Source organism: Streptomyces sp. NPDC031445, assembly GCF_055581365.1.
In genome coordinates this window covers 815,630-839,962 of sequence record NZ_JBVIJO010000001.1, presented here as the reverse complement: position 1 = coordinate 839,962, position 24,333 = coordinate 815,630, and the positions used below count along the sequence as shown (strand labels likewise).

General features: G+C 74.0%; 28 protein-coding genes. 10 read left to right on the top strand and 18 right to left on the bottom strand.

The window, feature by feature from the left end; all coding sequences use genetic code 11:
* Positions 1–11: 11 nt before the first annotated feature.
* Positions 12–443: a hypothetical protein gene (locus ACZ5DC_RS03495; protein ID WP_171151089.1), complete on the bottom strand. Its 432-nt coding sequence runs from the start codon at positions 441–443 to the stop codon at positions 12–14.
* 84 nt (positions 444–527) lie between these two features.
* Between ACZ5DC_RS03495 and ACZ5DC_RS03490 the strand changes: the two genes are divergently transcribed.
* Positions 528–1,301, top strand: a complete 774-nt coding sequence (locus tag ACZ5DC_RS03490; RefSeq protein WP_468649918.1) for an MBL fold metallo-hydrolase — start codon at positions 528–530, stop codon at positions 1,299–1,301.
* A gap of 53 nt (positions 1,302–1,354) precedes the next feature.
* Positions 1,355–1,918 (top strand): DedA family protein, encoded by a 564-nt coding sequence (locus ACZ5DC_RS03485; protein ID WP_468649916.1) that lies wholly within the window; start codon positions 1,355–1,357, stop codon positions 1,916–1,918.
* Between the two features lie 20 nt (positions 1,919–1,938).
* Here ACZ5DC_RS03485 and ACZ5DC_RS03480 read toward each other — a convergent pair whose 3' ends face one another.
* The 3 genes from ACZ5DC_RS03480 to ACZ5DC_RS03470 all read right to left on the bottom strand — a co-directional run bounded on the left by ACZ5DC_RS03480 (position 1,939) and on the right by ACZ5DC_RS03470 (position 5,514).
* Entirely contained in the window at positions 1,939–3,009 is a 1,071-nt protein-coding gene (locus ACZ5DC_RS03480; protein WP_468648935.1) for an MBL fold metallo-hydrolase, read from the bottom strand.
* Positions 3,006–4,265: an aminotransferase class I/II-fold pyridoxal phosphate-dependent enzyme gene (locus tag ACZ5DC_RS03475; RefSeq protein ID WP_468648933.1), complete on the bottom strand. Its 1,260-nt coding sequence runs from the start codon at positions 4,263–4,265 to the stop codon at positions 3,006–3,008. The genes ACZ5DC_RS03480 and ACZ5DC_RS03475 overlap by 4 nt, the downstream gene beginning before the upstream one ends.
* Positions 4,266–4,533: 268 nt before the next feature.
* Positions 4,534–5,514, bottom strand: a complete 981-nt coding sequence (locus ACZ5DC_RS03470; protein ID WP_468648931.1) for a hypothetical protein — start codon at positions 5,512–5,514, stop codon at positions 4,534–4,536.
* 403 nt (positions 5,515–5,917) lie between these two features.
* Here ACZ5DC_RS03470 and ACZ5DC_RS03465 point away from each other — a divergent pair, with 403 nt between their 5' ends.
* The 4 genes from ACZ5DC_RS03465 (at position 5,918) to ACZ5DC_RS03450 (ending at position 9,405) form a co-directional block, all read left to right on the top strand.
* The gene (locus ACZ5DC_RS03465) at positions 5,918–7,714 is read left to right on the top strand and encodes a thiamine pyrophosphate-requiring protein (protein WP_468648929.1); all 1,797 of its coding nucleotides are present in this window, start codon (positions 5,918–5,920) and stop codon (positions 7,712–7,714) included.
* Between the two features lie 115 nt (positions 7,715–7,829).
* Positions 7,830–8,207, top strand: a complete 378-nt coding sequence (locus tag ACZ5DC_RS03460; RefSeq protein WP_468648927.1) for a DUF2795 domain-containing protein — start codon at positions 7,830–7,832, stop codon at positions 8,205–8,207.
* Positions 8,204–8,857 (top strand): diguanylate cyclase, encoded by a 654-nt coding sequence (locus ACZ5DC_RS03455; RefSeq protein WP_468648925.1) that lies wholly within the window; start codon positions 8,204–8,206, stop codon positions 8,855–8,857. The genes ACZ5DC_RS03460 and ACZ5DC_RS03455 overlap by 4 nt, the downstream gene beginning before the upstream one ends.
* 5 nt (positions 8,858–8,862) lie before the next feature.
* Positions 8,863–9,405, top strand: coding sequence for a type 1 glutamine amidotransferase domain-containing protein (locus ACZ5DC_RS03450; RefSeq protein ID WP_468648923.1), 543 nt, complete (start codon positions 8,863–8,865; stop codon positions 9,403–9,405).
* 76 nt (positions 9,406–9,481) lie between these two features.
* On the opposite strand, the gene ACZ5DC_RS03445 is transcribed toward ACZ5DC_RS03450, so the two are convergent.
* Positions 9,482–9,769, bottom strand: a complete 288-nt coding sequence (locus tag ACZ5DC_RS03445; protein ID WP_468648921.1) for a DUF6158 family protein — start codon at positions 9,767–9,769, stop codon at positions 9,482–9,484.
* A 57-nt stretch (positions 9,770–9,826) separates the two neighbouring features.
* Here ACZ5DC_RS03445 and ACZ5DC_RS03440 point away from each other — a divergent pair, with 57 nt between their 5' ends.
* Positions 9,827–10,945 (top strand): baeRF2 domain-containing protein, encoded by a 1,119-nt coding sequence (locus ACZ5DC_RS03440; RefSeq protein WP_468648919.1) that lies wholly within the window; start codon positions 9,827–9,829, stop codon positions 10,943–10,945.
* A 49-nt stretch (positions 10,946–10,994) separates the two neighbouring features.
* On the opposite strand, the gene ACZ5DC_RS03435 is transcribed toward ACZ5DC_RS03440, so the two are convergent.
* Positions 10,995–12,614 carry an ABC-F family ATP-binding cassette domain-containing protein gene (locus tag ACZ5DC_RS03435; protein ID WP_468648917.1) on the bottom strand — a complete coding sequence of 540 codons (1,620 nt, stop codon included), beginning with the start codon at positions 12,612–12,614 and terminating at the stop codon, positions 10,995–10,997.
* Positions 12,615–13,284: 670 nt separating this feature from the next.
* On the opposite strand from ACZ5DC_RS03435, the gene ACZ5DC_RS03430 reads away from it, so the two are divergent.
* The 3 genes from ACZ5DC_RS03430 (at position 13,285) to ACZ5DC_RS03420 (ending at position 15,960) form a co-directional block, all read left to right on the top strand.
* A complete protein-coding gene (locus ACZ5DC_RS03430; RefSeq protein WP_468648915.1) occupies positions 13,285–14,781 on the top strand; it encodes a phosphatase PAP2 family protein in 1,497 nt (498 codons plus the stop codon).
* A gap of 144 nt (positions 14,782–14,925) precedes the next feature.
* Positions 14,926–15,747: a class I SAM-dependent methyltransferase gene (locus tag ACZ5DC_RS03425; protein ID WP_468648913.1), complete on the top strand. Its 822-nt coding sequence runs from the start codon at positions 14,926–14,928 to the stop codon at positions 15,745–15,747.
* Positions 15,748–15,789: 42 nt separating this feature from the next.
* Positions 15,790–15,960 (top strand): hydrophobic protein, encoded by a 171-nt coding sequence (locus tag ACZ5DC_RS03420; RefSeq protein ID WP_366752503.1) that lies wholly within the window; start codon positions 15,790–15,792, stop codon positions 15,958–15,960.
* A 38-nt stretch (positions 15,961–15,998) separates the two neighbouring features.
* Here the strand turns inward: ACZ5DC_RS03420 and ACZ5DC_RS03415 are convergent, their stop codons facing one another.
* The 12 genes from ACZ5DC_RS03415 to ACZ5DC_RS03360 all read right to left on the bottom strand — a co-directional run bounded on the left by ACZ5DC_RS03415 (position 15,999) and on the right by ACZ5DC_RS03360 (position 24,281).
* Complete coding sequence (locus ACZ5DC_RS03415; RefSeq protein WP_366764821.1) at positions 15,999–16,295, bottom strand: gas vesicle protein K; 297 nt, start codon at positions 16,293–16,295, stop codon at positions 15,999–16,001.
* On the bottom strand, positions 16,292–16,480 hold the full coding sequence (locus ACZ5DC_RS03410) for a gas vesicle protein (protein ID WP_030643599.1): 189 nt from the start codon (positions 16,478–16,480) through the stop codon (positions 16,292–16,294). The genes ACZ5DC_RS03415 and ACZ5DC_RS03410 overlap by 4 nt, the downstream gene beginning before the upstream one ends.
* Positions 16,477–17,286 (bottom strand): GvpL/GvpF family gas vesicle protein, encoded by an 810-nt coding sequence (locus ACZ5DC_RS03405; RefSeq protein WP_468648909.1) that lies wholly within the window; start codon positions 17,284–17,286, stop codon positions 16,477–16,479. The genes ACZ5DC_RS03410 and ACZ5DC_RS03405 overlap by 4 nt, the downstream gene beginning before the upstream one ends.
* Positions 17,283–17,618 carry a gas vesicle protein gene (locus ACZ5DC_RS03400; RefSeq protein ID WP_366752506.1) on the bottom strand — a complete coding sequence of 112 codons (336 nt, stop codon included), beginning with the start codon at positions 17,616–17,618 and terminating at the stop codon, positions 17,283–17,285. The genes ACZ5DC_RS03405 and ACZ5DC_RS03400 overlap by 4 nt, the downstream gene beginning before the upstream one ends.
* Positions 17,615–18,826, bottom strand: coding sequence for an SRPBCC family protein (locus tag ACZ5DC_RS03395; protein ID WP_468648907.1), 1,212 nt, complete (start codon positions 18,824–18,826; stop codon positions 17,615–17,617). Before ACZ5DC_RS03395 ends, ACZ5DC_RS03400 begins: the two co-directional genes overlap by 4 nt.
* The gene (locus ACZ5DC_RS03390; RefSeq protein WP_468648905.1) at positions 18,823–19,515 is read right to left on the bottom strand and encodes a DNA primase; all 693 of its coding nucleotides are present in this window, start codon (positions 19,513–19,515) and stop codon (positions 18,823–18,825) included. Before ACZ5DC_RS03390 ends, ACZ5DC_RS03395 begins: the two co-directional genes overlap by 4 nt.
* Before the next feature lie 2 nt (positions 19,516–19,517).
* Positions 19,518–19,775, bottom strand: a complete 258-nt coding sequence (locus tag ACZ5DC_RS03385; RefSeq protein WP_171151123.1) for a gas vesicle protein GvpG — start codon at positions 19,773–19,775, stop codon at positions 19,518–19,520.
* 31 nt (positions 19,776–19,806) lie between these two features.
* Positions 19,807–20,577 carry a GvpL/GvpF family gas vesicle protein gene (locus tag ACZ5DC_RS03380; protein ID WP_468648902.1) on the bottom strand — a complete coding sequence of 257 codons (771 nt, stop codon included), beginning with the start codon at positions 20,575–20,577 and terminating at the stop codon, positions 19,807–19,809.
* A complete protein-coding gene (locus ACZ5DC_RS03375) occupies positions 20,574–20,993 on the bottom strand; it encodes a gas vesicle structural protein GvpA (RefSeq protein ID WP_366752511.1) in 420 nt (139 codons plus the stop codon). The genes ACZ5DC_RS03380 and ACZ5DC_RS03375 overlap by 4 nt, the downstream gene beginning before the upstream one ends.
* 79 nt (positions 20,994–21,072) lie before the next feature.
* Entirely contained in the window at positions 21,073–21,456 is a 384-nt protein-coding gene (locus ACZ5DC_RS03370; RefSeq protein ID WP_468648899.1) for a gas vesicle protein GvpO, read from the bottom strand.
* 45 nt (positions 21,457–21,501) lie between these two features.
* Positions 21,502–22,437, bottom strand: coding sequence for a non-homologous end-joining DNA ligase (gene ligD, locus ACZ5DC_RS03365; protein ID WP_468648897.1), 936 nt, complete (start codon positions 22,435–22,437; stop codon positions 21,502–21,504).
* Positions 22,434–24,281 (bottom strand): transketolase, encoded by a 1,848-nt coding sequence (locus ACZ5DC_RS03360; RefSeq protein ID WP_468648895.1) that lies wholly within the window; start codon positions 24,279–24,281, stop codon positions 22,434–22,436. The genes ligD and ACZ5DC_RS03360 overlap by 4 nt, the downstream gene beginning before the upstream one ends.
* Positions 24,282–24,333 lie beyond the last annotated feature (52 nt).

Genomic DNA, 24,333 nt, shown 5'->3' with positions numbered 1-24,333 from the left:
CCGGGGCGGGGTCACCGTCCGTCGTAGCCGGCCGTCGGCATGGACAGCCGGCGGTGCACCCGCGCCTTCATCTGCGCGTCGTAGGCGGGCTCGGCCCGCCCCACCGTCTCCACGCGCACGCCCCGGCGCGCGCACTCGGCGGTGAACTCCTCCACCGACGACAGGGCCCTGCGCAGCACCCGGAGGCTGGGCGCGACGAACACGTCCACCCCGGGCCGCACCCCGTCCCAGAGCGCGCAGTGGTCGAAACGCAGTCCGCCGACGAGGAGTTCCCGGGCGACCACCAGGCCGCGCTCGGCGGCCCAGCGGGCGCACATCGCGTGCTGGCTGCGCGAGTCCACCAAGAAGGGGTCGGCCTCCAGCTCCTCCAGGGGCGTGAGGCTGGCGATGGCGGTGACCCGCACGGTCGTGAGCGCCCCGAAGGCACCCCGCGGCTGTCCCATGGCGTCCCCCTCACCTCCGGGTTTCGCCGCCGACCCTACTCCTGCCCGTAGGCTTCGGGGAGTCGCGTGAAGGAGGCGAAGAAGGTGCCGGTGGAGATCACGTGGTGGGGTCACGCCACCTGTGCGCTGGAGGATGCGAACGTACGCCTGCTGACCGACCCCCTGTTCGCCCGGCGGCTGGCGCACCTGCGCCGCCGCCGGGGTGCGGTGCCGCCCCCCGGGGCCCGCCGCGCGGACGCGGCGCTCGTCTCCCACCTGCACGCCGACCATCTGCACCTGCCGTCGCTGGCCTGCCTCGAACCGGGTACGCGCCTGCTCGTGCCCCGGGGCGCACCACGGGCGGTGCCCGGTCTGCGCCGGCTGCGACAGCTGCGCATCACCGAGGTCGTTCCCGGGGACGAGGTGCGCATCGGCGAGCTGCTGGTGCGGGTGGTGCCGGCGCTGCACGACGGGCGGCGGCTGCCGGTGGGTCCGCACCGCTCGCCCGCGCTGGGCTACGTCGTCGAGGGCGAGGCCCGGACGTACTTCGCCGGGGACACCGGGCTGTTCGACGACATGGCCGAGCGGGTGGGGCCGGTGGACGTGGCGCTGCTGCCGGTGGGCGGCTGGGGGCCGTATCTCGGGGAGGGCCATCTGGACGCGGGCCGCGCGGCCGGCGCGCTGGCCCGGCTGGGGCCGCGGATGGCGGTGCCGGTGCACTACGGGACGTACTGGCCGATCGGCATGGACGCGGTGCGCCCGCACGAGTTCCACGCGCCGGGTGACGAGTTCGTGCGGCTGGCGGCGGTGGCCGCGCCGGGGGTGGCGGTGCACAAGCTGGGGCACGGGGAGAGCGTGCGGCTGGAGGTCGCGCGGTGACGTGGCTCGCCGACGCGGCGCGGGCGGTGACGCCCGCGCCGGCGCAGCAGCTGATGGGCTATCCGTCGTTGTTCCTGCTGGTGCTGATCGGGGCGCTGGTGCCGGTCGTGCCGACGGGCGCGCTGGTGAGTTCGGCGGCGGTGGTGGCGTTCCATCAGACGGCGCCGCTCCCGCTGGCGTTGGTGTTCCTGACGGCGTCGCTGGCCGCGTTCCTGGGGGACGCGGCGCTGTACTGGCTGGGACGGCGCGGGATGCGGTCGAAGAACGGCTCGCGGTGGCTGGAGGCGATACGGTCGCGGGCGCCGGAGGAACGGCTCGCGCAGGCGCGGGGGAAGCTGGCCGAGCACGGGATCGCGGTGCTGGTGCTGTCCCGGCTGCTGCCGGCCGGGCGGATACCGGTGATGCTGGCCTGTCTGATGGCGGAGTGGCCGCTGAGGCGGTTCGCGCGCGGGAACCTGCCCGCCTGTCTCGCCTGGGCGGCCACCTACCAGGTGATCGGGATACTGGGGGGTTCGCTGTTCGCCGAGCCGTGGGAGGGCGTGCTGGTCGCGGTGGTGCTGACGGTTCTGGTCAGCGCGGCGCCCGGTGTGTGGCGGCGGGTCCGGGCCGCCGGGTGAGGGCGCGCCGGGACGCGGTGTCAGTCCAGCACTCTTGAGGCGCCGACCGGCAGGTCCCACAGGTCCTCGCGCTCCATCCCCGCCTTCTCCCAGGCCGTGCGCACCCTGGTGAGCGGCTCCAGGACCGGTTCCGCGGCGAGGACGAACGTGGCCCAGTGCATGGGGGCCATGCGGCGGGCGCCGAGGTCGAGGGTGGCCTGGACCGCTTCCTCGGGGTCGCAGTGGACGTCGCTGAGCCACCAGCGGGGGTCGTAGGCGCCGATGGGCATCAGGGCGAGGTCGATGCCGGGGTAGCGGCGGCCGATGCGGGAGAACCAGTGGCCGTAGCCGGTGTCGCCGGCGAAGTACAGGCGCTGCCCGTCGGGGTCGGTGAGGACCCAGCCGCCCCACAGGCTGTGGCAGGTGTCGGTGAGGGTGCGCTTGGACCAGTGGTGGGCGGGGACGAAGTCGAAGCGGACGCCGGCGAGTTCGGCGCCCTCCCACCAGTCGAGTTCGGTGACGCGGGTGAACCGGCGGCGGCGGAACCAGCGGCCGAGGCCGGCGGGCGCGAACACCGGGGTGTCGCGCGGGAGCCGGCGCAGGGTGGGGGCGTCCAGGTGGTCGTAGTGGTTGTGGCTGATGACGACGGCGTCGACGCGGGGCAGGCTCTCCCAGGGCACGCCGACGGGGGTGATGCGGGCCGGGGTGCCGAGGATGCGGCGGGACCAGACGGGGTCGGTGAGGACGGTCAGGCCGCCGATGCGGACGATCCAGCTGGCGTGTCCCGCCCAGGTGACGGCGAGGGTGCGGGTGTCGACGCGGGGCAGCGGGGCCGGGGCGTAGGGCAGCCGCGGGATGTCGGCGAGGCCTTCGGGCCCGGGGCGCACGGCGCCTTCGCGGGCGAAGCGGGCGAGGGCCTTCAGGCCGGGCAGCGGTGCGGTGAGCCGGTCGTGGAACGTGCGGGGCCAGACCCGGTGTTCGCCGAGCGGGCGGGGCTCGGCGAGGGGCGGGAAAGGGGACGCGAGGGGGGCCGGCGCGGCGGGTTCGCCGGCTGCCACGGCCGTCGTCGTGGCCGCGCCCGGCTCCTGCGTCTGCTGCGTCTGCTGCGTCATCGAGGAGGCTCCCATCGCTGAGCGTCGTCGCGGAGATGGCCGAAGGCCGACCTCAAGGAGATCAACGCACGGTGCACGTGTGGCAGTTCCAACGGTTCGGGTGAGCTGAGGCATTCCGTGCGTTCCTCGTCCGTGGCGCCCAGCAGCGGCCCGGTGGCGAGCCGGACGCGCAGCGCCGCGAGGTCGTCGCCGAAGCGGTGCCCGCCGGGCGCGGACATCCCGAGCCGTGCGCCGAGGAGGTCCTCCAGTTCCTGTGCGTCGGCGACGCCCTGGGCGGCGAGCGGTTCACGCAGCGGGCCGAGGTCGACGTACAGGTGCCGGCCGGCCTGCGGGGGCCGGGCGAGCGCGCCGGCGGCCACGACGGCGGCGTGCGCGGCGGCGGCCACGCGCGCGTGCAGCCGTACGGTGGCCTCGCGGCGTTCGACGACGGGCGGGGGCTCGTCCAGGGCGTAGCCGGCGGCCGCCGCGACCGGTGCGGGGAGGCGGGCGCCGAGGGCGGTGAGGATGTCGAGCACGCGCGCGTGGAGGCGCCGTCCGCCGTCGGTGGCCGGGAAGCGGGCGACGGCGGCGGGCCAGCCGGGCGGCAGCAGGGAGCCGGCCAGGTCGGTGACGACGGTGACGTGCTCGGGCCGCATCTCGGCGGGGCTGAGCAGGACGGTGTCGTGCGGGGCGTGCAGGGTGTCCCGCCAGGTCTCGTCGCTGACCAGGTGCAGACCCTCGGCGGTGGCGGCCTCGACGGTCTCGTGCAGCAGTTCGGGCGGGGTGACGGTGGCGGTGGGGTCGTCGGCGACGGACAGCACCAGCAGCCGCGGGTCGCCTCCCTCGGCGCGGACCCGGCGGACGGTCTCCAGCAGGGCGTACGGGTCGGGGACCCCGCCGCCCTCGGCCGGGGTCGGCACGTGGTAGGCGGGCCGGCCGAGGACGCGGGCGTACGGGGCCCACCAGGCGGGGCAGGGCCGGGGTACGAGGACGTCGGCGCCGTCGCCGGCGAGCGCGGCGGTCAGGGCGAGCAGCAGTGTGGGGGCGCCGGGTCCGGCGGCCACCTGGTCGGGGGCGCAGGGCAGGCCGCGGCGGGTCCAGTAGCCGCAGGCCGCCTCCAGCAGGGCGGGCGCGCCGCCGACGGGGTGTGCGTCGGCGCGGCTCGCGGCGGCGGAGAGCACGGCGGAGAGTTCGGGGAGCACGGGCAGGCCGTCGCCGGGGAGCGGCGGGCCGTACCGGACGGGACCGTGGCCTTCTGAGGGGTCCGTCCGCCGCATGTCCGCCTCCGCGCAGTCCGTGGTGCCGTCGTGCCGCCCGTCCGGGCCGTGCCGTCGCCGGGGGCCGCCGGGCCGTCCGCGTGTGCCGTGTGGATCTCTGACCTGCCTGGGCGGGTGTCCGTGTCGTCGTCCGTGTCGTGCCGCGTCGTGAAGTGTCCGGGACCGGCTCGTGCGGCGGGCGGTTGTCGGTGAGGTCCCCCGTCGGTGCCCTCGGGAGGTGTGTACCCGCCGGACGGACCTCCATGGGCGGCGCCGGAAGTCGCCCGGATCACATCCCCGCGTGCGCGCCTCCCCGCAACCGCCGGTGACCGGACAGCCGGTAGACGGCACCCGCGCAGGCGGCGGCGATGAAGGCGGCGCCGGCGGCCAGCGCGGGGACCGAGCCGCCGAAGGTGCCGCCCTGTCCCGCCTCCACGCCGTGCTGGACGCCGGCGGGCGCGCAGGCGTCGGAACCTTCGGACGCGCGGCAGGTACCGCCGTCCGGGCAGTCCCCGTCCCCGGACTCCGCGCACCAGGCACCGTCATGACCGCAGGAGCCCGCCCCCGCACCGGCTCCCGCCCCCGCGCACTCCCGCCCGGAACCGTCCTGTCCGGCGGGGTCCTTGCCCGTCCCGGCGGGGTCCTTGCCGGCGCTCTCCCGCCCGGCGGAGTCCTTGCCGGTGCCGTCCCGCCCGGCGGAGTCCTTGCCGGTGTCCTGCCGTCCACCGCTGTCCTGCCCGGTGCCGTCCCGCCCGGCTCCCGCCCCGCCCCCGTCCTGGCCCCCGCCGTCCGGTCCGGGCACCTGTCCGGGCCCCACCTCGCCCGCGCCGACCCGGCCGGCGCCGTCCTGGCCGAGGCCCCCTTGGCCGAGGCCCTCCGGCCCGAGTCCCTCCCACCCTTCGCCCGGCCCGGCCTCCGCGCCCTCCCGCCCGGCGGTCTGCGGGCTGTCCGGGCCGCACGGTGTGCCGTCCACGCAGGCCGTGGCCGCGGCCGTGGGGGCCTCGCCGCTCCGGGTGACGGGGTGGCCGCCGGCCGAGGACCCGCCCGGGGTCCCGGGGGCGGAGGCGCAGGGGCCGTCCGCGGTCCGGGCGGCACCGGTGCCGGTGGCGGCGGACAGCGCGACCGGCACCGGTGCGCCGGCGGGGTCGCAGGACGCGGGGGCCGTGCGGGTGGTGCCGTGGGCGGGGCCGGCGACGGCGGCCGGGCCGGTGAGGGCGAGCACGGCACCGGCGGCGAGGGCGGCGGACAGGGCGCGGACGGTGCGGCGCATGGGCGGGGCTCCTCGGCGAACGACAGGCGGCGGGCGGCGGACAACGGGCGGCGGCGGAACGGCCGGGCACCGGTACGCGGTACGGCGTCCACCGGCGTACCGGTCGCGCGCGGTGCGACCGCCGTACACCGGCGTCGGCGGCACCGTGCGGTGCCCGGGTGACGAGGGGACACGGGGCGTGCCCCCGCTGCCATGACAGCCCGCGAACCGCCGCACCGCGCGCGGCCGGAGCCCATTCGCGGGACACACGGGGCCGGCCGGGTGACAGTCCGGCCGACGGCGCGTACCGCGCGTCCGGAACCCGCTCCCGCACCCGCCCCCCGAGGTTTTCCGCCCCCCGGGCAGGTCACTCGGTAGCCGCTGACCGGATCGTCCGCTTCGCACTGCACCGGGAGGTCTCTCCATGAGCACCAAGGTCTCGGACCACATCCTCGAGCGCCTGCGCGCCTGGGGGGTGGAACAGGTTTTCGGCTACCCGGGTGACGGCATCAACGGGCTGCTCGCCGCCTGGGGCCGTGCCGAGGACCAGCCGCGGTTCATCCAGTCGCGGCACGAGGAGATGTCCGCGTTCGAGGCGGTCGGGTACGCGAAGTTCAGCGGCCGGCTCGGAGTGTGCGCGGCGACGTCCGGACCGGGGGCCATCCATCTGCTCAACGGCCTGTACGACGCGAAGCTGGACCATGTGCCGGTGCTGGCCATCGTCGGGCAGACCGACCGGACGGCGATGGGCGGTTCGTACCAGCAGGAGGTGGACCTGCACACCCTGTACAAGGACGTCGCCTCGGAGTTCGTCGAGACGGTGACCGTGCCGGAGCAGCTGCCGAACGTGCTGGACCGGGCGATCCGGACGGCGTACGCCCGGCGCTGCCCGACCGCGCTGATCATCCCCGGCGACGTGCAGGAGCTGGACTACTCGCCGCCGACGCACGAGTTCAAGATGGTGCCCTCCAGCCTGGGGATGAGCGACTACACGGCGACCCCGACGGACGAGGCGCTGCGCCGGGCGGCGGACGTGCTGAACGCGGGCGACAAGGTGGCCGTCCTGATCGGCCAGGGCGCCGCGGGTGCGGTCGCCGAGGTCCGCGAGATCGCCGAGATGCTCGGCGCGGGGGTGGCGAAGGCGCTGCTCGGCAAGGACGTGCTGAGCGACGAACTGCCGTACGTCACCGGGCCGATCGGGCTGCTGGGCAGCCGGCCGTCGTACGAGATGATGCGGGACTGCGACACGCTGCTGACGATCGGCTCGTCCTTCCCCTACACGCAGTTCATGCCGGACTTCGGCAAGGCGCGGGCGGTGCAGATCGACATCGACCCGCACATGATCGGCATGCGCTACCCGTACGAGGTGAACCTGGTCGGCGACGCCCGGGAAACGCTGCGGCGGCTGATCCCGCTGCTGAAGGCGGACGGGCGCGGGCGCGAGTGGCACGACACGATCCGCGCGAACGTGAAGCGCTGGCACGAGACGATGGAACGGCGGGCCGGGCTGTCGGCCGACCCGATCAACCCGGAGTACGTGGCCCGGGCACTGGACCCGCTGCTGCCGGACAACGCGATCCTCACCTCCGACTCCGGTTCGGTCGCCAACTGGTACGCGCGGCACATCACGATGCGGCCGGGCATGCGCGGTTCGCTGTCCGGGACGCTGGCGACGATGGGCCCCGGTGTGCCGTACGCGATCGGGGCGAAGTTCGCGCACCCGGACCGGCCGGTGGTCGCCCTGGTCGGGGACGGGGCGATGCAGATGAACGGCCTGGCGGAGATGATCACGGCCGCGAAGTACCGGGACCGCTGGTCGGATCCGCGGCTCGTGGTGGCCGTGTGGAACAACCAGGACCTCAACCAGGTGACCTGGGAGATGCGTGCCATGGAGGGCGCCCCGTCGTTCCTGCCGTCGCAGTCGATCCCGGACGTGCAGTACGCGGCGTTCGCCCGGTCGCTCGGTCTGACCGGGGTCCGGGTGGAGAAGCCGGAGGACGTGGAGGCGGGCTGGCGGGCCGCCCTGGACGCGGACGGACCCGCGGTGGTCGAGTTCCTCACCGACCCCGCCGTACCGCCGATCCCGCCGCACGCGAGCTGGGAGCAGATGGAGGCCACGGCCGCGTCGATCCTCAAGGGCGACGCCGACCGGGGCTCGATGGTCAAGCAGGGGCTGAAGGCGAAGGTGCAGGAGTTCCTGCCGGGCCGGCAGAAGCACTAGTGGTGCTTCGTTACGTCGGGTGATCTCGCCCGGCGGTGACCGGACGGCGCCGACCCCGTGTCGGACGTGCGGTACCGGGTACGCGGTGCGGACCTTCGACCCTCTGGAGGGAGACATGCAGCGAGGCAGTGACCGGCTGAGCGTCCACCGGGACGACGAGATGAAGCACGAACTGAAGGGGCTGCTCCGGTCCGGCCATCCCACGCGCGCCGAGGAGTGGCACGACCCGGAGCCGGCCGCGGACGACGATCCGGAGGTGTGGAGCGGACCGGTGGGCGGTCTGGGGTCTCCGGCGTCGCTGGAGCGGACCCGGCTGGAGCTGGCCCGGCACCTGAGCCGGCACGCCTTCCCCGCGAAGCAGGGCGAGCTGGCCCGGGCGCTGCGCCGGGGCAACGCGCCCGGCGGGCTGATCGACGCGGTGGCCGCGCTGCCGCACGGCGGCCGGTACGAGAACGTGCAGCAGCTGGCCGAGGCGGTGGTGGGCGGCACATGAGCCAGGACCAGGCGGCCGTCATCGCGCGCGGTGCCACGGTCGACGTGGGGGACGCGACCACCCGGTTCCTGCTGTACGGGCTGCTGCCCGGCTGGTTCGTGCCGGGGCTCGCCGACTGGGCGATGCACCGGCGGACCCGGATCGAGGAGACGGCGGGGACGAAGGAGTCCCTGATCCATTCGCTGATGATGGCCGAGGTGGGCCTGCCCATCGCGCTCACCCTGCGCTACGAGGTCAATCCGCTGCTGCTGTCCGTGCAGCTGGGCGCGGCGGCGGTGCACGAGGCGACGGCCCTGTGGGACGTGCGGACCGCCGTCCACAGCGACCGCGAGGTCAAGCCCGTCGAGCAGCACATCCACAGCTTTCTGGAGTCGCTGCCGTTCGGCGGGCTCGCCTCGCTGATGTGCCTGCACGCCGACCAGGTGCGGTCGCTGCTGCGCGGCGGGCGCGGGGACCCGGACGCGTGGCGTCTGGTGCCGCGCCGGCGCCCGCTGTCGCCCGGCTACCTGGCGGGCATCGGCCTCGCGATCGGGGCCTGCGTGCTGCTGCCGTACGGGGAGGAACTGATGCGCTGCCGGCGGGCGGCCCGGGCGCGCGAGCGCCGGGCCCGGGCCCACCGGGCAGCACTGCGGAGAGTGAAAGGAAGCTGAGGATCATGCGTATCGCGTTTCTGGTGGCACCCGAGGGAGTCGAGCAGGTCGAGCTGACCGAGCCGTGGGAGGCGGCCTCCGGTGCCGGGCACCAGCCGGTGCTGGTGTCGACCCAGTCCGGGAAGATCCAGGCGTTCAACCACCTCGACAAGGCGGACACGTTCCCCGTGGACGAGGTGGTGGGTGAGACGTCGGCCGGGTCGTTCGGCGGTCTCGTCCTGCCGGGCGGGGTGGCCAACCCCGACTTCCTGCGGATGGACGAGAAGGCCGTCGCGTTCGTGAAGGACTTCTTCGAGCGGGGCCGTCCGGTCGCCGCGATCTGCCACGCGCCGTGGACGCTGGTGGAGGCGGACGTCGTACGCGGCCGGGTGCTCACCTCGTGGCCGAGTCTGCGCACGGACATCCGGAACGCCGGCGGCACCTGGGTGGACGAGCAGGTCAAGATCTGCGACCACGGCTCCAACCAGCTGGTGACCAGCCGCAAGCCGGACGACCTGAAGGCGTTCTGCGACGCGTTCCTGCACGTGTTCGCCGGCGAGGCCGGCTGACCGGCCGCGGGACGTGAGGGGGCCGGCCCGTCAGGGCCGGCCCTTTCCGTGTGGGTGCCGCGTCCCGTGGAGGGCGTCAGGTGCCGGTGGCGCCCGGAGCCGCCGCCTCGCCGCAGCCGCGCTCACGGGCGCCCTCGCGGGTGCGGGCGGCGCTCACCAGGCGGCGGGGGTTGCGGCGCAGGTACTCGCCCTCCAGCTGCGCCATGCGCTCGTTGTGGGCCCGCAGTGCGTCGTTCGAGCCGTACAGGAGAGTGTCGTGGCGCGTGCGGTGGATCGTCTCCAGCTCCTTCATGAGCTGCTGGTCGTCCAGCCGGCTGGGGTCGACTCCGGTCATGGTGGTGCCCCGCTCGTCGTGTTCGTTCATGGGCTACGGGTACCCGCCCGGCACGCACTGCCCCCGAGCGATTTCCGGGAGGAATCCATGGAGCTCGCGTTCTTGAGTCCACTGTACGAACATCCGGGGTCCTGGGCCTCCGCTTACGTCGACCTGTCGCAGCACGACGAGGACATGGCGCACCGGCGGCACCTGACGGCGGAGGCGGTGGCCCGGCGACTGCGCGAGCAGGGCGCCGACGAGGCCACCTGCCGGGCGGTGTACGACACCGTGGACGCGCTGCGGCACAGCCCCGAGCCGTACGGGCGGGCCGTCTTCGCCCGCAACGGCGAGATCGTGCTCCAGGTGCCGCTGACCCGGGCCCCGCCGCAGGGCCTGGTGCACTGGGGCACGCTGCCGCACGTCACGCCGCTGCTGGACCTGGCCGGGGAGGACCCGGTGTCGCTGGTGGCGTACGTCGACCGCACCGGTGCCGACTTCGAGCTGCGCAGCGCGGTGCTCCAGGAGGAGGCCGGGCACGTGCTGGGCAGCCGGCAGTGGCCGATGCACCGGGCGAAGGCCTCCGACTGGTCGGAGCGGCACTTCCAGCTGAAGGTGGAGAACACCTGGGAGCACAACGCCCGGGAGATCGCCGAGGCCCTCGCGGCCTGTCAGGCCGAGACCGGGGCCGATCTGCTGATCCTGTGCGGGGAGGAGCGCGAGTGCCGGTCGGTGCACGAACAGCTGCCCCAGCCACTGCGGGACCGGGCCGTCCGGGCCGGGCACGGCATCGGCAGCAGGCTGCTGCCGCGGGAGGTGGAGGACATCCGGGCCCGGCACGTCCGCGAGCGGGTGCTGGCCGACGTGGACCGGTACCGGGCCGCCCGGACGCCGGACGAGGAACGGCGGGCCGCGGCGGTCGAGGGTGTGCCGCAGCTGATCGAGGCGGCGCGCGAGCACCGGCTGGCCGAGCTGCTGATCCGTCCGGACGCGCCGGACACCCACCGCGAGGTCTGGATCGGCGAGGACCCGGACCAGCTGGCGGCCCGCCGTACGGAGCTGAGGAGCATCGGCGAGGAGCACGCCTGGCCGGCCCGCGCCGATGACGCGCTGGTGCGGGCGGCCGTGGTGACGGACGCGCCGGTCGTCTCGCTGACGCCGGTGCTGGAGGAGGCCGGCGACGAGGTCGCGGCGGGCGGCATGGGCGCGCTGCTGCGCTGGAGGTGACGGCCCCGGCGCGGCGGACCGGCCGGGCGGCGCGGCAGGCGGGCCCGGGTCAGCGGGCCCGGTCCACCCGCCGCTCGTCCCAGACCGGTTCCGCCGTCTCGCGGACCCGGCCGTCGGAGCCGAAGACCAGGAAGCGGTCGAAGGAGCGGGCGAACCAGCGGTCGTGGGTGACCGCGAGGACCGTGCCCTGGAACGCCTCAAGACCCTCCTGGAGGGCCTCGGCGGACTCCAGGTCGAGGTTGTCGGTGGGCTCGTCCAGGAGCAGCGCGGTGGCGCCGGCCAGCTCCAGCAGCAGGATCTGGAAGCGGGCCTGCTGTCCGCCGGAGAGCCGGTCGAAGGTCTGTTCGGCCTGCTGGGTGAGCTCGTAGCGGCGCAGCCGGGACATGGCGGCGCCCCGGTCCTGGGCGTGCTCCTTCCAGAGGATGTCCAGGAGGGTGCGGCCCTGGAGTTCGGGGTGGGCGTGGGTCTGGGCGAAGTGGCCGGGCACGACCCGGGCGCCCAGCTTCCACTGCCCCGTGTGGGCGACGTCCTCGCCGGCGAGGAGCCGCAGGAAGTGCGACTTGCCGGAGCCGTTGGAGCCGAGGACGGCGACCCGTTCGCCGTAGAAGACCTCCAGGTCGAACGGCTTCATCAGCCCGGTCAGTTCCAGTCCCTGGCAGGTGACGGCCCGTACGCCGGTCCGGCCGCCCTTCAGCCGCATGGTGATGTCCTGCTCGCGGGGCGGTTCCGGCGGCGGGCCGGCCTCCTCGAACTTGCGCAGGCGGGTCTGGGCGGCCTGGTAGCGGGAGGCCATCTCGTGGCTGACGGCGGCAGCCTGACGGAGCGTCAGTACCAGCTTCTTCAGCTGGGCGTGCTTCTCGTCCCAGCGGCGGCGCAGCTCCTCGAAGCGGGCGAAGCGTTCGCGGCGGGCGTCGTGGTAGGTGGCGAAGCCGCCGCCGTGCACCCAGGCGTCGGCGCCGGCCGGGCCCGGTTCGACGGATACGATCTTCTCGGCGGCGCGGGCGAGGAGTTCGCGGTCGTGGGAGACGAACAGGACCGTCTTCCGGGTCTCCTTGAGCTGCTCCTCCAGCCACCGCTTGCCGGGCACGTCGAGGTAGTTGTCCGGCTCGTCCAGCAGCAGCACCTCGTCCGTGCCGCGCAGCAGGGCCTCCAGCACGAGCCGCTTCTGCTCACCGCCGGAGAGGGTGCGCACCTGCCGCCACTGGGCGCGCTCGTACGGCACGCCGAGCGCGGCGGTGGTGCACATGTCCCACAGGGTCTCGGCCTCGTAGCCGCGGACCTCGGCCCAGTCGGCGAGGGCCTGCGCGTACCGGAGCTGGGCCGCCTCGTCGTCGACGGTCATGATGGCGTGCTCGGCCTCGTCGACCGCCTTCGCCGCCTCGCGGATGCGGGGCGGGGCGACGGAGACGAGCAGGTCGCGCACGGTCGTCTCGTCCCGCACGGAGCCGACGAACTGGCGCATGACGCCGAGGCCGCCGCTGACGGTCACGCTGCCGCCGTGCGGTTTCAGCTCGCCGGAGATCAGCCGCAGCAAGGTGGTCTTGCCCGCGCCGTTCGGGCCGACCAGGGCGACGGCGGCCCCTTCGCCCACCCGGAAGGACACGTCGCCGAGCAGCGCCCTCCCGTCGGGGAGGCAGTACTCCAGGTGCGCGGCTTCCAGATGTCCCATGGCCAGGCATTCTCCGAGTCACCCCCCGTCCGGGGCAAACCGTTATCCACTCCCCCGGCCCGCCGCCCGATGGGCCGCGAGCGGAACCGCCGCGGGGCCGGGGGTCCGGCGCCCGCCCTCCACGGCGCGTGCGGGTGGTACGGCGGCGGCAGGGACGTCCACGTGGTGCACGGCGGCTCAGGCCCGCGCCGCGGCTTCTCATGGCGGTGGTCGCGGGCCCGCCGGCCCGCCCGCCCGGCCACGCGGCGGCCCGGCGGGCCGGAACACCGGCCGGCACGGGGGACGCCACGGCCGGCCCGCGGGGCCGGTCCGGTGGCGTGCGGTTGTCGAGGCGCGGCGGGCGGGCCGGTGCGGGAGCGGTGGCACGCGGTCTCCGTGGCGTCCGGCCCGCGACGAGCGGTGGGGTATGCGGTCCTCGTACCGCTGTCCCCCGCGGGCCGGAACGGCCCTCCCCGGCCCCCGAAAGCCTCCTCGCGGTGACGGACCCGTCGGCTGTCCCGTCGTCCCCGGCGTCTCGCCCGCCGGGCGGTGCCGGCCCGCGCCGGGCGCGGGGTGTCCGGCAGGCGGTTCGGGCCGGACGGGGAGCAGAGGCGGCCGGAGCCTCCTCTCTCACCCGGTCGGCGGGCGCGGACGAGGACAAGAAGCGGGCGCTTCCGGGTAAGCGGACCCCATGAGCCCAGACGTGGACCTGACTTCCCCCGCGGCCGCCGCCCGCACCCCGCTGCGCACGCTGCTCAACCTCGACGGCCGCCTGTTCAACGCCGCCGCCGCCTGGCACTGGCCCGGCGCCGAACACGTCCTGCCCCGCCTGAGCCGCAGCGCGAACCACGGGGTGCTGTGGTTCGCGACGGCCGCCGCGATGGCCGCGAGCCGCACGCCCCGGGCCCGCAGGGCGGCGGCCCGCGGGCTGGTCTCGCTGGGCCTGGCCTCGTTGACGATCAACACGCTCGGCAAGCGCTCGGTGCGCCGGGCCCGGCCGGTGCTGGACCCGGTCCCGCTGGTGCGGCAGCTGAAGCGGCAGCCCATCACCACCTCCTTCCCGTCCGGCCACGCGGCGTCCGCCGCCGCCTTCGCCACCGGCGTCGCCCTGGAGTCCCCGGCGTGGGGCGCGGCGGTGGCACCGGTGGCGTTCTCGGTGGCGATGTCCCGGGTGTACACGGGGGTGCACTTCCCGAGCGACGTACTGGCCGGGGCCGCACTGGGCGCGGGCGCCGCCTTCCTGGTGCGGCGCCTGGTACCGACCCGCTCCCAGATCCGGCGCCCCGACCGGCCGCGCGCCGCGGCCCCCGCGCTGCCCGAGGGCGACGGCCTGGTGGTGGTCGCCAACCGGGCGTCGGGGACGGCGGACCGGGTGCGGGCGCTGCACGACGCGCTGCCGAGGGCGGAGATCGTCGAGTGCGCGCCGGAGGAGGTCGGCGACGAGCTGGAGAAGGCGGCGGCCCGCGCCCGGGTGCTCGGGGTGTGCGGGGGCGACGGCACGGTGAACGCGGCGGCCGGGATCGCGCTGCGGCACGATCTGCCGCTCGCGGTGCTGCCGGGCGGCACCCTCAACCACTTCGCCTACGACCTGGGCGTGGAGGACGAACGCCAGCTGGCCCAGGCCGTCCGGTACGGCGAGGCGGTCCGGGTGGACGTGGCCCGGTTCACCACCCCGCAGACACAGGGGCTGTTCCTCAACACGCTGAGCCTGGGCGTGTACCCGGAGCTGGTGCGCGCGCGGGACAGCTGGTCGAGCCGGATCGGCGGCTGGTCGGCCGGGGTGCTCGGCGCGCTGCGCGTGCTGCGCGCCGGCCGGCATCCGCTGGAGGTGGAGCTGCGCGGTGAGCGGCGGCCCCTGTGGCTGCTGTTCGTCGGCAACGGCGTCTACCACCGCATGGGCCTCACACCGGGCCGCCGTACCGATCTGGCGGACGGCCTGCTGGACGTGCGGGTGGTGCACGGCAACGGCAGGCCCGCGCTGCGGCTGCTCACGGCGGCGGTCGCGGGCCCGCTGACCCGCTCGCCCGGGCACGCGGCCGTCCAGGTGGACCGGCTGCGGCTGACCGGCATCGCGCCGGACACCCCGCTGGCGTACGACGGTGAGGTGACGACGGTGTCGGGCGAGATGGCCCTGGAGAAGCTCCCGGAGGCCCTGACGGTCTACCGCCCCCTGCCGGCCACGCGCTGAGGGCGGGCGGGACACCCCTTCCGCCCCCACCGTCGTCCACATGGTGAAATCCGTATCTCATCATTCGGCATGCCCGCGTACGGTTGGGCCGTACCGGCGGATGGGTCCGGCCGGTGACGCCGACGAGGGTGAAGGGGTTCAGCCATGCCGAAAGCGCAGGAGACCGCCGTCTACACGCACGGGCACCACGAGTCGGTGCTGCGGTCGCACACCTGGCGGACCGCCGCCAACTCCGCGGCCTACCTGCTCGGCGTGCTGAAGCCCCACATGCGGATCCTGGACATCGGCTGCGGGCCCGGGACCATCACCGCCGACCTGGCGGAACTGGTCCCCGACGGCCGGGTCACCGGCGTCGACCGGGCCCCCGGCGTCCTCGAGCAGGCCCGCGCCACCGCGGCCGGCCGCGGTCTGACGAACGTCGACTTCGCGGTGGCCGACGTCCACGCCCTGGACTACCCGGACGACACCTTCTGCGTGGTCCACGCCCACCAGGTGCTCCAGCACGTCGGCGACCCCGTGCGGGCGCTGCGCGAGATGCGCCGGGTGACGAGGCCGGGCGGGTTCATCGCCGTACGGGACGCGGACTACGCGGCGATGACCTGGTATCCGGAGGTGCCCGGCCTGGAGGACTGGCTGGACCTGTACGAGCGGGTGGCCCGGGCCAACGGCGGCGAACCCGACGCCGGGCGCCGGCTGGCGGCGTGGGCGCGGGCCGCGGGCCTGCGGGACGTCACGGCCGGCTCCAGCACCTGGACGTTCGCCACGCCCGAGGAGCGGGCCTGGTGGAGCGGGCTGTGGGCGGACCGCACCCTCGCCTCCGACTACGCCGACCGGGCCACGCGGGGAGGTCACGCGACGGTGGAGCGGTTGCGGGCCGTGTCGGAGGCCTGGCGGGACTGGGGCCGGCGGGAGGACGGCTGGTTCGCGGTCCTGCACGGGGAGATTCTGTGCCGTAAAGATGTCTGATGCGCGGATTTCGGGGAACCCGGGCAGCAGGAGGTTCACACTATGGTTCCCATCCTGCTGGTCCTGCTTCTGGCACTGATTCTGTTCGGTGCCGGATTCGCGTTGAAGGTGCTGTGGTGGATCGCCCTCGTGGTACTCGTCGTCTGGCTGCTGGGATTCCTGGTGCGCGGCACGACAGCGGGCGGCGGCAGGGGCCGCTGGTACCGGTGGTGAGCGGTCCGCCGCGCTAGCGCCCGGCGCGGCCCACCGCGCTAGTGCCCGTCACGCGGAAGCAGCGGTCCGAGCGGCCCGAGGTCCAGGTTGAGGTCCTCGGGCCGCAGTCCGTAGCGGTCCCGCAGCTCGGCCATCCGGTCCTCCAGGAGCATCAGGGTGAGCCCGATCCGCTCTTCCTGCTCCTCGGTCAGCTCACCGGTGTCGAAGCGGCGCACGGCCTGCCGCTCCATCAGCTGGCGCAGCAACTCCACCACCGTGAGCACGAGTTTCACCAGGTCGCGCTCGACCGTGTCGGGCTCCAGGTCGAGCTGTTTGCGGCGCTGCCGCGCGGTCATAGGAGCTCCTCGAAGGGCGACGGGACCTGCTCGTTCACGGAACTGATGAGCGCGTTGAGGTCGATGCGGACGAGATCGACGTCCGCGATGCGCAGGGTGATGTCGCCGGTGATGACGACTCCGCCGGCCAGCAGCCGGTCCAGGAGGTCGACCAGCGCGATCTCGCGGCGTTCGACTACGGTCACCGCCCCTCCCCCGATCCCACAGCCGGCTGCGCTCCCGAGGCCTCACCGGAGGCCTCACCGGAGAAAGAGTAGGCGGCCCACGGACCGGTGAGTTCCACGCGCATTCCGGGCGCCTCGTCCTTGGTCCGGTCGACCAGTTCCACGAATTCCTCGGAATGCGCCCGGGACACCAGATAGGCGGCGTTGAGCACGTTTCGCCCCGGCGCTTGGGAGAGCGCGGAATTCTGCGGGGGATGCATCCGGAAATCCTCGGCGCGCTCGGCGAGGCGCTCGTGCAGGGAGTGGGCGAACCGCTCGGCCCGCTGCCACGTCTCCTCCTGCGCGTGGCTCTGCAGGCGCCGCCGGCGCAGGTAGTCCCGGCCGCTGGCCGGCCGCGCCGCCTCGGCGGACTCGGGTTCGGCGGGCTCGGGTTCGAGATACACCTTCACGCCCCACTCCACGCGGCCGTGCAGCCGGTCGAGCAGGCGGCGGAAGTCCTCCTCGCGGTCCTCGATCATCATGCGCACGGCGCTGTCGTCACGGAAGACGGTCGCGAGCCGCAGAGGCAGCGGGGTGGTGACCGTGGTGAGCGCGTCGACCACGCCCTGGTGGGCGCGTGCGGTCGCGGCGAGCCAGTCGAGATCCTCCAGGTGGGCCTTCAGGGCCCCCTCGCTGAAGTCGGCCTCCGGGACCGTGCTGACCACCGCGACCAGCCCGTGGTGGTGCAGCAGCGCCGGCGGGGCGCCGCCGACGCCCCGCAGCTGTGCTTGCAGAGGCGTCCCGAAGGGACGGCAGACGGCGTACACGTACCGCAGTCCGGTCGTCATGGTGCCTCCTTCGGGGCGCGGCCCGACTCCAGTTCCTCCAGCCGTGCGAGCCGTTCTCGCAGCTCGGCGTTCTCCCGGGTCAGCTCGTCACGGCGGGCCCGGGAGGAGAGGGCCGGGTCGCTCTCCCACCAGTCGATGCCCATCTCCTTGGCCTTGTCGACCGAGGCGACGATGAGGCGCAGCTTGATGGTGAGCAGTTCGATGTCGAGCAGGTTGATCCTGATGTCCCCCGCGATGACGACACCCTTGTCGAGTACACGTTCAAGGATGTCGGCGAGGTTCGCCCCCGAGCCCTGGCCATAGGGCTCGGGAAAGCGGCTGGGTGTCGTCATCGACGGCTCCCGCGCTCAGCGTGCTCAGGCTCCTCTTCCTCGTACTCGTCCTCCTCTTCCTCAGCGCCTTCCTCGTCCTCGGCGGGCTCCTCGGCCTCGTCCTCGTACGAGTCCTCGTCGCCCTCCTCGTCGCCCTCCCCGGCTTCTTCCTCGGTCTCGCCCTCGTACTCCTCCTCGTAGGGCTCCTCTTCCTCCTCTTCCTCCTCTTCGCCCTCTTCGCCTTCCTCGGGGCGCTCCCGGCCCTCGGGCTCCTCTTCGCCCTCGGCCTCCTCTTCGCCCTCTTCCTGCTCCTCGCCCTCTTCTTCCTCTCCCCGGGCCTCCTCTTCCTCCTCCGCGAGGGCGTCCTCGTGGCTGCGGACGAGCTCGCCGTCGCGGATCTCACCGCGCCAGCTGTCCTCCGCCTCTCCCTTGAGGGTGATGAAGCGGGCGAAGTTCTTCAGGTCCAGCCTGGCCCGGCGGCCCTGGGCGCGCCAGATGTTGCCGGTCTTCTCGAAGAGGCCGGTCGGGTAGTACTCCATGACCAGCAGCACCCGGGTGAGGTTGTCCTCCAGCCGGTGGAAGGAGACCACGCCCTTGGTGGTGCCCTTGGCGCCCTCCGAGGTCCACTGGATGCGGTAGTCGGGTATCTGCTCGGTCGTCTTCGCCTTCCAGCTGCGGGTGGACCAGAAGACCTTGGCCCGCCAGTCGGAGTGGGTGTCGTCGGCGCGGCTCGCGCTCTTGACGCCCTTGGCGAAGGTCGAGAAGGACTGGTACTGGGTCCACTGGTCGTAGGCCGTACGCAGCGGTACGCCCACGTCGACGGACTCCATGATGACGGTCGGCTTCTTGCCGGCGCCGCCCTTCTTGCCCTTGCTGCCGCCGAGGCCGCGCACGGTCTCCAGCACCTTGTCCTTGGCGTGGGAGGCGCCCAGCTCCACCGCGGAGCGCAGCGGTCCCTTGCCCTCGGCGAGCTTGCGCCCGCCCTCCAGCGCCAGTTTGGCGAAGCCGGGACTCTTGCCCTCGGCGATGTCGTTCAGCTTGCCGGTCGTCTCGCCGAGCTTCCGGCCGATCCCGGTCAGCAGCCGCTGGGCCTGGGCGTGCAGGTACTCCTGGGCCTCTTCCTTCAGCCGGTCGGCGGCCTCGCTGCGGGCCAGGCCGGCCAGCGGGGCGGTCAGGCCACCGGTGGCCCCACCGGCCTTGGAGGTCACTCTTCCGAGGGTCTCGGTCATCGGTCATCGCCGCCCTTCGACTGCCGGGAGACGGCGCTCCGGGCGGCACCGCCGACCGCCGCCGTCTTCTTCGCGGCCGTCTTGCGGGCCGCGTCCGTCTTCTTGGCCGCCGCCTTCTTGGCCGCCACCTTCTTGGCCGGGGCCTTCCTGGCCGGGGCCTGGCCGCCCGCCGTCCCGCCGGCGGCCTTCTTGGCCGGGGCCTGCTTCGCCGGCTTCTTGCCCGTCCTCTTCCGGGGCGCCTCGCCCTCGCCGCCCCGGGTCTCGCCCCTGGGCTGTTTTCGCTCACCCCGCTTCCCCTCGTGCTCCTCCTGCTCCTCGTCCTCGCCCTCGCCCTCGTCCTCGTCCCGCTCCTCGTCGGAGCCGGACGGCACGACTCCGGACAGCTGCTCGCGTACCTGGGAGGTACGACCGTGCAGCCGGTCGGCGAGCGAGTTCATCTGCCGCTCGACCATCGCGCCGGAGGCGGCCTTGCCGACGCCGCGCAGATCCTGGCGCAGCTGGTCGCCGATCTCCTTGAACTGAGGATTGTTCTTCAGCTGCTGGTTCACCAGCTCAGCGAGCATCTTCGGGCTGAGATTGAGCTTCTTGCCGGCCACGGCGGAGCCGATCGCGAGCGCCACCTTCAGCTTCTTCGTACGTCCGAGCAGATATCCGGCCCCTACGGCGAGGCCCAGTGCGGTTCGGTTCATGGTCACGTCCCATTGCCTGTCGTGTCGCCGTGATGCAGGGCGATCTCCAGCCGGTCCAGCAGTTCGTCCTCGCGCCGGTCGAACTCCTCCTCGGTGATCTCACCCGCCTGAAGCTGCTCCTCGAGGCGGGCCAGCTCGGCCCGGACGGTGGCCGGGTCGTAGTAGATCCGCTCCGCCTCCCGGAGCACATGCCGAATCGCCCACGCGCTGCCGCGCACCGGTGCGAAGGGCAGCAGCAGCACCTCCGAGATCAGTCCCACGGATCTCCTCCTTCCGTCCGGGCCCCGGCCGCTACGACGCTCCGGCGTCGGCGCCGGCCGTGGCGCCCGCGGGCGCGGTCGGGCCGGGTTCGACGAAGCTGTACGGCGGCAGCGGGCCGTTCACCCGCAGTTCGATATGGCCGTGGCTCTTGCGCACACGCTCGGCCGCGGCCAGGAAGTCCTCGGCCGTGTCCCGGGAGACCAGGAACGAGACGTTGAGCAGCCACCCGGTGGACTCGGGGCCCACGCTGACCGCCGCGGCGCCCGGCTGGAGCAGGCGCTGCACCTCGGTGGCGTCCTCGCCCTCCTTGGCCTTGACAGCGGCGGCGACCATCTCGCCGAGGCGGATCCGGTCGTCGTAGCTGCCGCCGCCCGCCTGCCGGTTGGCCTCGGCGAGGGCGCGGACCTGCGCGTTCTCGGCCATCACGCGGTGCAGGACGGCTTCCTCGATGTGCGTGGCCTTGACGTTGTACTCGACCTTGCCGTCCAGCTCGCGCAGCCGCTCCAGGTAGTGCTCGGCCCGCTCGGTCAGCACCGACATGACGGTGTCGTCGTCCGGGGAGACGCTGCCGAAGCGCATGGGCAGCACGCATCCGGCCGCGCCCGCCTCGGCGAGTACGTTCTGGTGGGCGAGGAGGTCCCTGCGCTTGGGGCGCAGGCCCTCCGGCGCGTCGCTGACGACGGCGGCGAGCTCTCCCGCCGTGAGGACCCGGACGGGCCGGGGCGGCTCGCCCACTCCGGTCATCCCCTCGGGGAGCGCCGGGTGCGACCGTGCGGTGATGCCGTAGACGTAGGTGCTCACTCGTCTCCCTCCTTCCGGCGGGCCGCGGTCTTGCGGGGGCGCCGGGTCTCGGTCTCGCCTTCCTCGCGGGCCTGCTTGAACGCGTCGGATATGGTCTGCGCGGCGCCGGACAGAGCGCCCTTGGACTTGCCGCGGGCTCCGCTCTCGGTGATCTCGCCGACGAGATCGGGCAGCCCGGGGGACTTGCGGGGCCCTGCCTCCAGGTCGAGGCGGTTGCACGCCTCGGCGAAGCGCAGATAGGTGTCGACGCTGGCTACGACGACCCGGACGTCGATCTTCAGGATCTCGATACCGACCAGGGAGACCCGTACGAACGCGTCGATGACGAGACCTCGGTCGAGAACCAGTTCCAGGACGTCGTAGAGGCCGCTGCTTCCGCCTCCGCCGCCGGACTGCTGTGCCGGGACAACGGTCATGCCGGCCGTTCCTCCTCGTGAGTGTGGTGGATGATCGGGGTCACGCCGGGTGCGTGGCCCCGAGGACGCGGGTGGGGGCCTAGCCGCCGCGGCGTGCGTCGGCCCGCCCGCGCTCGTACCTGCGAACGCGCCGGTAGCCGGTGAGCTGCCCCTGGGGGTCCAGTTCGACCTGGTAGCTCGCCATCAGGCTCATGGTGTCCGGGACCCGTGCGAGTTCCATCACCTCGACCTCCAGCGACCAGCCGTCCTCGGTCTGCTCGAAGGAGGACACGGTCTCCGGGTCGAGTCCCGTCAGTTCGGCGAGCTGGCTGCGCGCCTCGCGCAGCACCTCCATCAGGGGCGGACGCCGGGTTGCCGGCTCGTTCTGTGTGGTGTCGTGCGTCTGCTCGGTGTTGTCGGTGTTGTCCGACTTCCGGGATTTCTGTGAATCCTGTGACTGTGATGTGTTGTGTGTGTTCGACATGGCCACCTCTTCCTGCGGGTGGCCCCTCATCTCTTGGCCAAACCTTCAGGAGCGCATGTCGGCGAGACGGCGCCGGGCGGGGCCCAGGGAGCGCCCGCGGGCCGGCAGGCCGGCCCACGGGTCGGTGCGGGCCTGGTCGACGGCGTCGGCGATGGTCCAGCGGCGGGCGTCGAGCCCGGGATCGTCGAGCTGCTCCCAGGTGAGGGGCACGGCAACGGGGGCGCCGGGGCGGGCGCGGACGGCGAAGGGCGCGACGGCGGTCTGGGCGTACCCGTTGCGCTGCACGTCGAGGTACAGACGGTCACCGCGCTCCTGTTTGCGGGCGGCGGTGGTGAGCCGGTCCGGGTAGCGTGCCGCGGCGAGTTCGGCGACGCCGTGGGCGAACTCCCGCACGGCGTCGAAGCCCTGGCGGCCGTCGAGCGGGACGACGAGGTGCAGTCCGCGCGAGCCCGTGGTCATCGGGAAGGCGGGCAGGCCGAGTTCGTCCAGCAGCTCGCGCAGCCGGCCGGCGGCCTCGCGGACGGCGCCGAAGTCGTCCCCGGGCGGATCGAGGTCGAAGACCAGCCGGTCGGGGTGGTCGAGGCCGCCGGCCCGGTCGGTGCGCGAGAGCCAGCGGTGCAGGGTGAGGCAGGCCTGGTCGGCGAGGTAGAGCAGGGTCGCGGTGTCGTCGCAGACGACGTGGGTGACCGTGCCGCCCTCCTTGGCGACCTCGGCCCGGTCGATCCACTCCGGATAGTGCTCCGGGGTGTTCTTCTGCATGAACCGCTGGCCGTCCAGGCCGTCCGGATACCGTTCCAGCATCAGCGGACGGCCCCGCAGGTGCGGCAGCAGGTACGGCGCGACGGACCGGTAGTAGTCGGCGAGGTCGCCCTTGGTGTACTCCTTCGCGCCCCCGGCGCCGGGGAAGAGCACCTTCCCCGGCCGCTTGATCTCCACCGTGCGGCGGCCCGCGCGGATGGCCCGCGCGTCGTCGCCGCTCATCGCACGACCGCCTCCTCGACCAGCATCCTGGCCGCCGCCGTGATGCCCAGGGCGTCGATGCCGGCGGCGTACAGCTGCTCGTCGGGCGCGGCCGAGCCCGGCATGGTGCGCACCGCGAGCCGGACCAGGCGGGGCACCGGCCTGCCGTCGCCGAACGCCTCCGCGACGGCGTCGCCGATGCCGCCCTCCGGGTGGTGGTCCTCCACCGTGAGCAGGCAGCCGGTCTCCTCTGCGGCCCGGTGCAGGGTCTCGGCGTCGACGGGCTTGACCGAGTACAGGTCGATCACCCGGACCCGGATGCCGTCGGCGGCCAGCCGGTCGGCTGCGGCCAGCGCCTCGGGCACGGTCACCCCGGCCGCCACGACGGTCAGCCGGTCCGACTCGCTGGAGCGCAGCGTCTTGCTGGCGCCGACCGGGAACTCCTCGTCGGGGCCGTAGATCACCGGTGTCTTGCCGCGGGAGGTGCGCAGGTAGCGGATGCCGTCCAGGCCGGCCATGGTCGCGACGAGCCGGGCGGTCTGGTTGGCGTCGCACGGGTACAGCACCGTCGAGCCGTGGACGGACCGGAACATCGCCAGGTCCTCGAGACCCATCTGGCTGGGCCCGTCCTGCCCGATCGCCACGCCCGCGTGCGAGCCGACCAGGTTGATCCCGGAGCCGCTGATGGACGCCATGCGCACGAAGTCGTGGGCGCGGGTCAGGAACGCGGCGAACGTGGAGGCGTACGGCACCCAGCCGCGCGTGGCCATGCCGACGGCCGTGGCGACGAGCTGCTGCTCGGCGATGTAGCACTCGAAGAACCGGTCGGGGTGCGCCTTGCCGAACTCCTCCGTGCGGGTGGAGTCGCCGACCTCTCCGTCCAGGGCGACGACGTCGCCGCGGGCGGTGCCGAGCGCGGCGAGCGCCTTGCCGAAGGCGTCCCGCGTCGCGGCCTCCTCGCCCTGCTCGAAGCGCGGCAGCTGGACCGGCTCGGTGGTCAGCGAGCGCAGCGCGGCGGCGGCCTGCGGCTCGGAGACGCGGACGTGCAGCGAGCGCGGCCCGCCGAGTTCGGCGATGGCGTCCTCGGCCTCGGGCAGCGGCTTGCCGTGCAGGCCCTCGCGGTCCTGGACGGCGGCCACGCCCTTGCCCTTCAGGGTGCGGGCGAGGATCACGGTGGGCTGGCCGGTGGTGGACAGCGCCTCGCCGTACGCCCGGTCGATCGCGTCGACGTCATGGCCGTCGATCTCGATGGTGTGCCAGTCGAAGGCCTGGAAGCGGCGGGCGTAGGCGTCCAGGTCGTGGCCGTGCCGGGTGGGGCCGCGCTGACCGAGCCGGTTGACGTCCACGACGGCGACGAGGTTGTCCAGGTTCTCGTGGCCGGCGTGCTCGGCGGCCTCCCAGATCGAGCCCTCCGCCAGCTCGCTGTCGCCGCACAGCACCCACACCCGGTAGTCGGAGCGGTCCAGGCGCTTCCCGGCGAGCGCGATGCCGACCCCGACCGGCAGGCCCTGGCCGAGCGAGCCGGTGGCCGTCTCCACCCAGGGCAGCCGCCGGGGCGTCGGATGGCCCTCCAGCCGGCTGCCGAGCTTGCGGAAGGTGACCAGCTCGCCGTCCTCGATGGCGCCGGCCGCCTTGTACGCGGCGTACAGCAGCGGTGAGGCGTGCCCCTTGGACAGCACGAAGCGGTCGTTCGCCGGGTGCTCGGGGCGCTCGAAGTCGTAGCGCAGGTGGTTCGCGAGCAGGACGGCCAGCAGATCGGCGGCGGACATGGAGGACGTGGGGTGCCCGGATCCCGCGGCGGCGGACGCCCGCACGCTGTCCACACGCAACTGCTGTCCCAGTTCGACGAGTTCGTCGGTGTTCATGAGTCTCCTCGGTCTCCTTGCGCTCGGTCGCGGCGGAGGGCGCTCGGTGGCG

Coding starts and splice junctions, on each gene's coding strand:
- ACZ5DC_RS03495 (WP_171151089.1), bottom strand. CDS start 443: ATGGGACAGCCGCGGGGTGCCTTCGGGGCGCTCACGACCGTGCGGGTC.
- ACZ5DC_RS03485 (WP_468649916.1), top strand. CDS start 1,355: ATGGGCTATCCGTCGTTGTTCCTGCTGGTGCTGATCGGGGCGCTGGTG.
- ACZ5DC_RS03480 (WP_468648935.1), bottom strand. CDS start 3,009: ATGACGCAGCAGACGCAGCAGACGCAGGAGCCGGGCGCGGCCACGACG.
- ACZ5DC_RS03475 (WP_468648933.1), bottom strand. CDS start 4,265: ATGCGGCGGACGGACCCCTCAGAAGGCCACGGTCCCGTCCGGTACGGC.
- ACZ5DC_RS03470 (WP_468648931.1), bottom strand. CDS start 5,514: ATGCGCCGCACCGTCCGCGCCCTGTCCGCCGCCCTCGCCGCCGGTGCC.
- ACZ5DC_RS03465 (WP_468648929.1), top strand. CDS start 5,918: ATGAGCACCAAGGTCTCGGACCACATCCTCGAGCGCCTGCGCGCCTGG.
- ACZ5DC_RS03460 (WP_468648927.1), top strand. CDS start 7,830: ATGCAGCGAGGCAGTGACCGGCTGAGCGTCCACCGGGACGACGAGATG.
- ACZ5DC_RS03455 (WP_468648925.1), top strand. CDS start 8,204: ATGAGCCAGGACCAGGCGGCCGTCATCGCGCGCGGTGCCACGGTCGAC.
- ACZ5DC_RS03450 (WP_468648923.1), top strand. CDS start 8,863: ATGCGTATCGCGTTTCTGGTGGCACCCGAGGGAGTCGAGCAGGTCGAG.
- ACZ5DC_RS03445 (WP_468648921.1), bottom strand. CDS start 9,769: ATGAACGAACACGACGAGCGGGGCACCACCATGACCGGAGTCGACCCC.
- ACZ5DC_RS03440 (WP_468648919.1), top strand. CDS start 9,827: ATGGAGCTCGCGTTCTTGAGTCCACTGTACGAACATCCGGGGTCCTGG.
- ACZ5DC_RS03435 (WP_468648917.1), bottom strand. CDS start 12,614: ATGGGACATCTGGAAGCCGCGCACCTGGAGTACTGCCTCCCCGACGGG.
- ACZ5DC_RS03430 (WP_468648915.1), top strand. CDS start 13,285: ATGAGCCCAGACGTGGACCTGACTTCCCCCGCGGCCGCCGCCCGCACC.
- ACZ5DC_RS03425 (WP_468648913.1), top strand. CDS start 14,926: ATGCCGAAAGCGCAGGAGACCGCCGTCTACACGCACGGGCACCACGAG.
- ACZ5DC_RS03420 (WP_366752503.1), top strand. CDS start 15,790: ATGGTTCCCATCCTGCTGGTCCTGCTTCTGGCACTGATTCTGTTCGGT.
- ACZ5DC_RS03415 (WP_366764821.1), bottom strand. CDS start 16,295: ATGACCGCGCGGCAGCGCCGCAAACAGCTCGACCTGGAGCCCGACACG.
- ACZ5DC_RS03405 (WP_468648909.1), bottom strand. CDS start 17,286: ATGACGACCGGACTGCGGTACGTGTACGCCGTCTGCCGTCCCTTCGGG.
- ACZ5DC_RS03400 (WP_366752506.1), bottom strand. CDS start 17,618: ATGACGACACCCAGCCGCTTTCCCGAGCCCTATGGCCAGGGCTCGGGG.
- ACZ5DC_RS03395 (WP_468648907.1), bottom strand. CDS start 18,826: ATGACCGAGACCCTCGGAAGAGTGACCTCCAAGGCCGGTGGGGCCACC.
- ACZ5DC_RS03390 (WP_468648905.1), bottom strand. CDS start 19,515: ATGAACCGAACCGCACTGGGCCTCGCCGTAGGGGCCGGATATCTGCTC.
- ACZ5DC_RS03375 (WP_366752511.1), bottom strand. CDS start 20,993: ATGACCGTTGTCCCGGCACAGCAGTCCGGCGGCGGAGGCGGAAGCAGC.
- ACZ5DC_RS03370 (WP_468648899.1), bottom strand. CDS start 21,456: ATGTCGAACACACACAACACATCACAGTCACAGGATTCACAGAAATCC.
- ligD (WP_468648897.1), bottom strand. CDS start 22,437: ATGAGCGGCGACGACGCGCGGGCCATCCGCGCGGGCCGCCGCACGGTG.
- ACZ5DC_RS03360 (WP_468648895.1), bottom strand. CDS start 24,281: ATGAACACCGACGAACTCGTCGAACTGGGACAGCAGTTGCGTGTGGAC.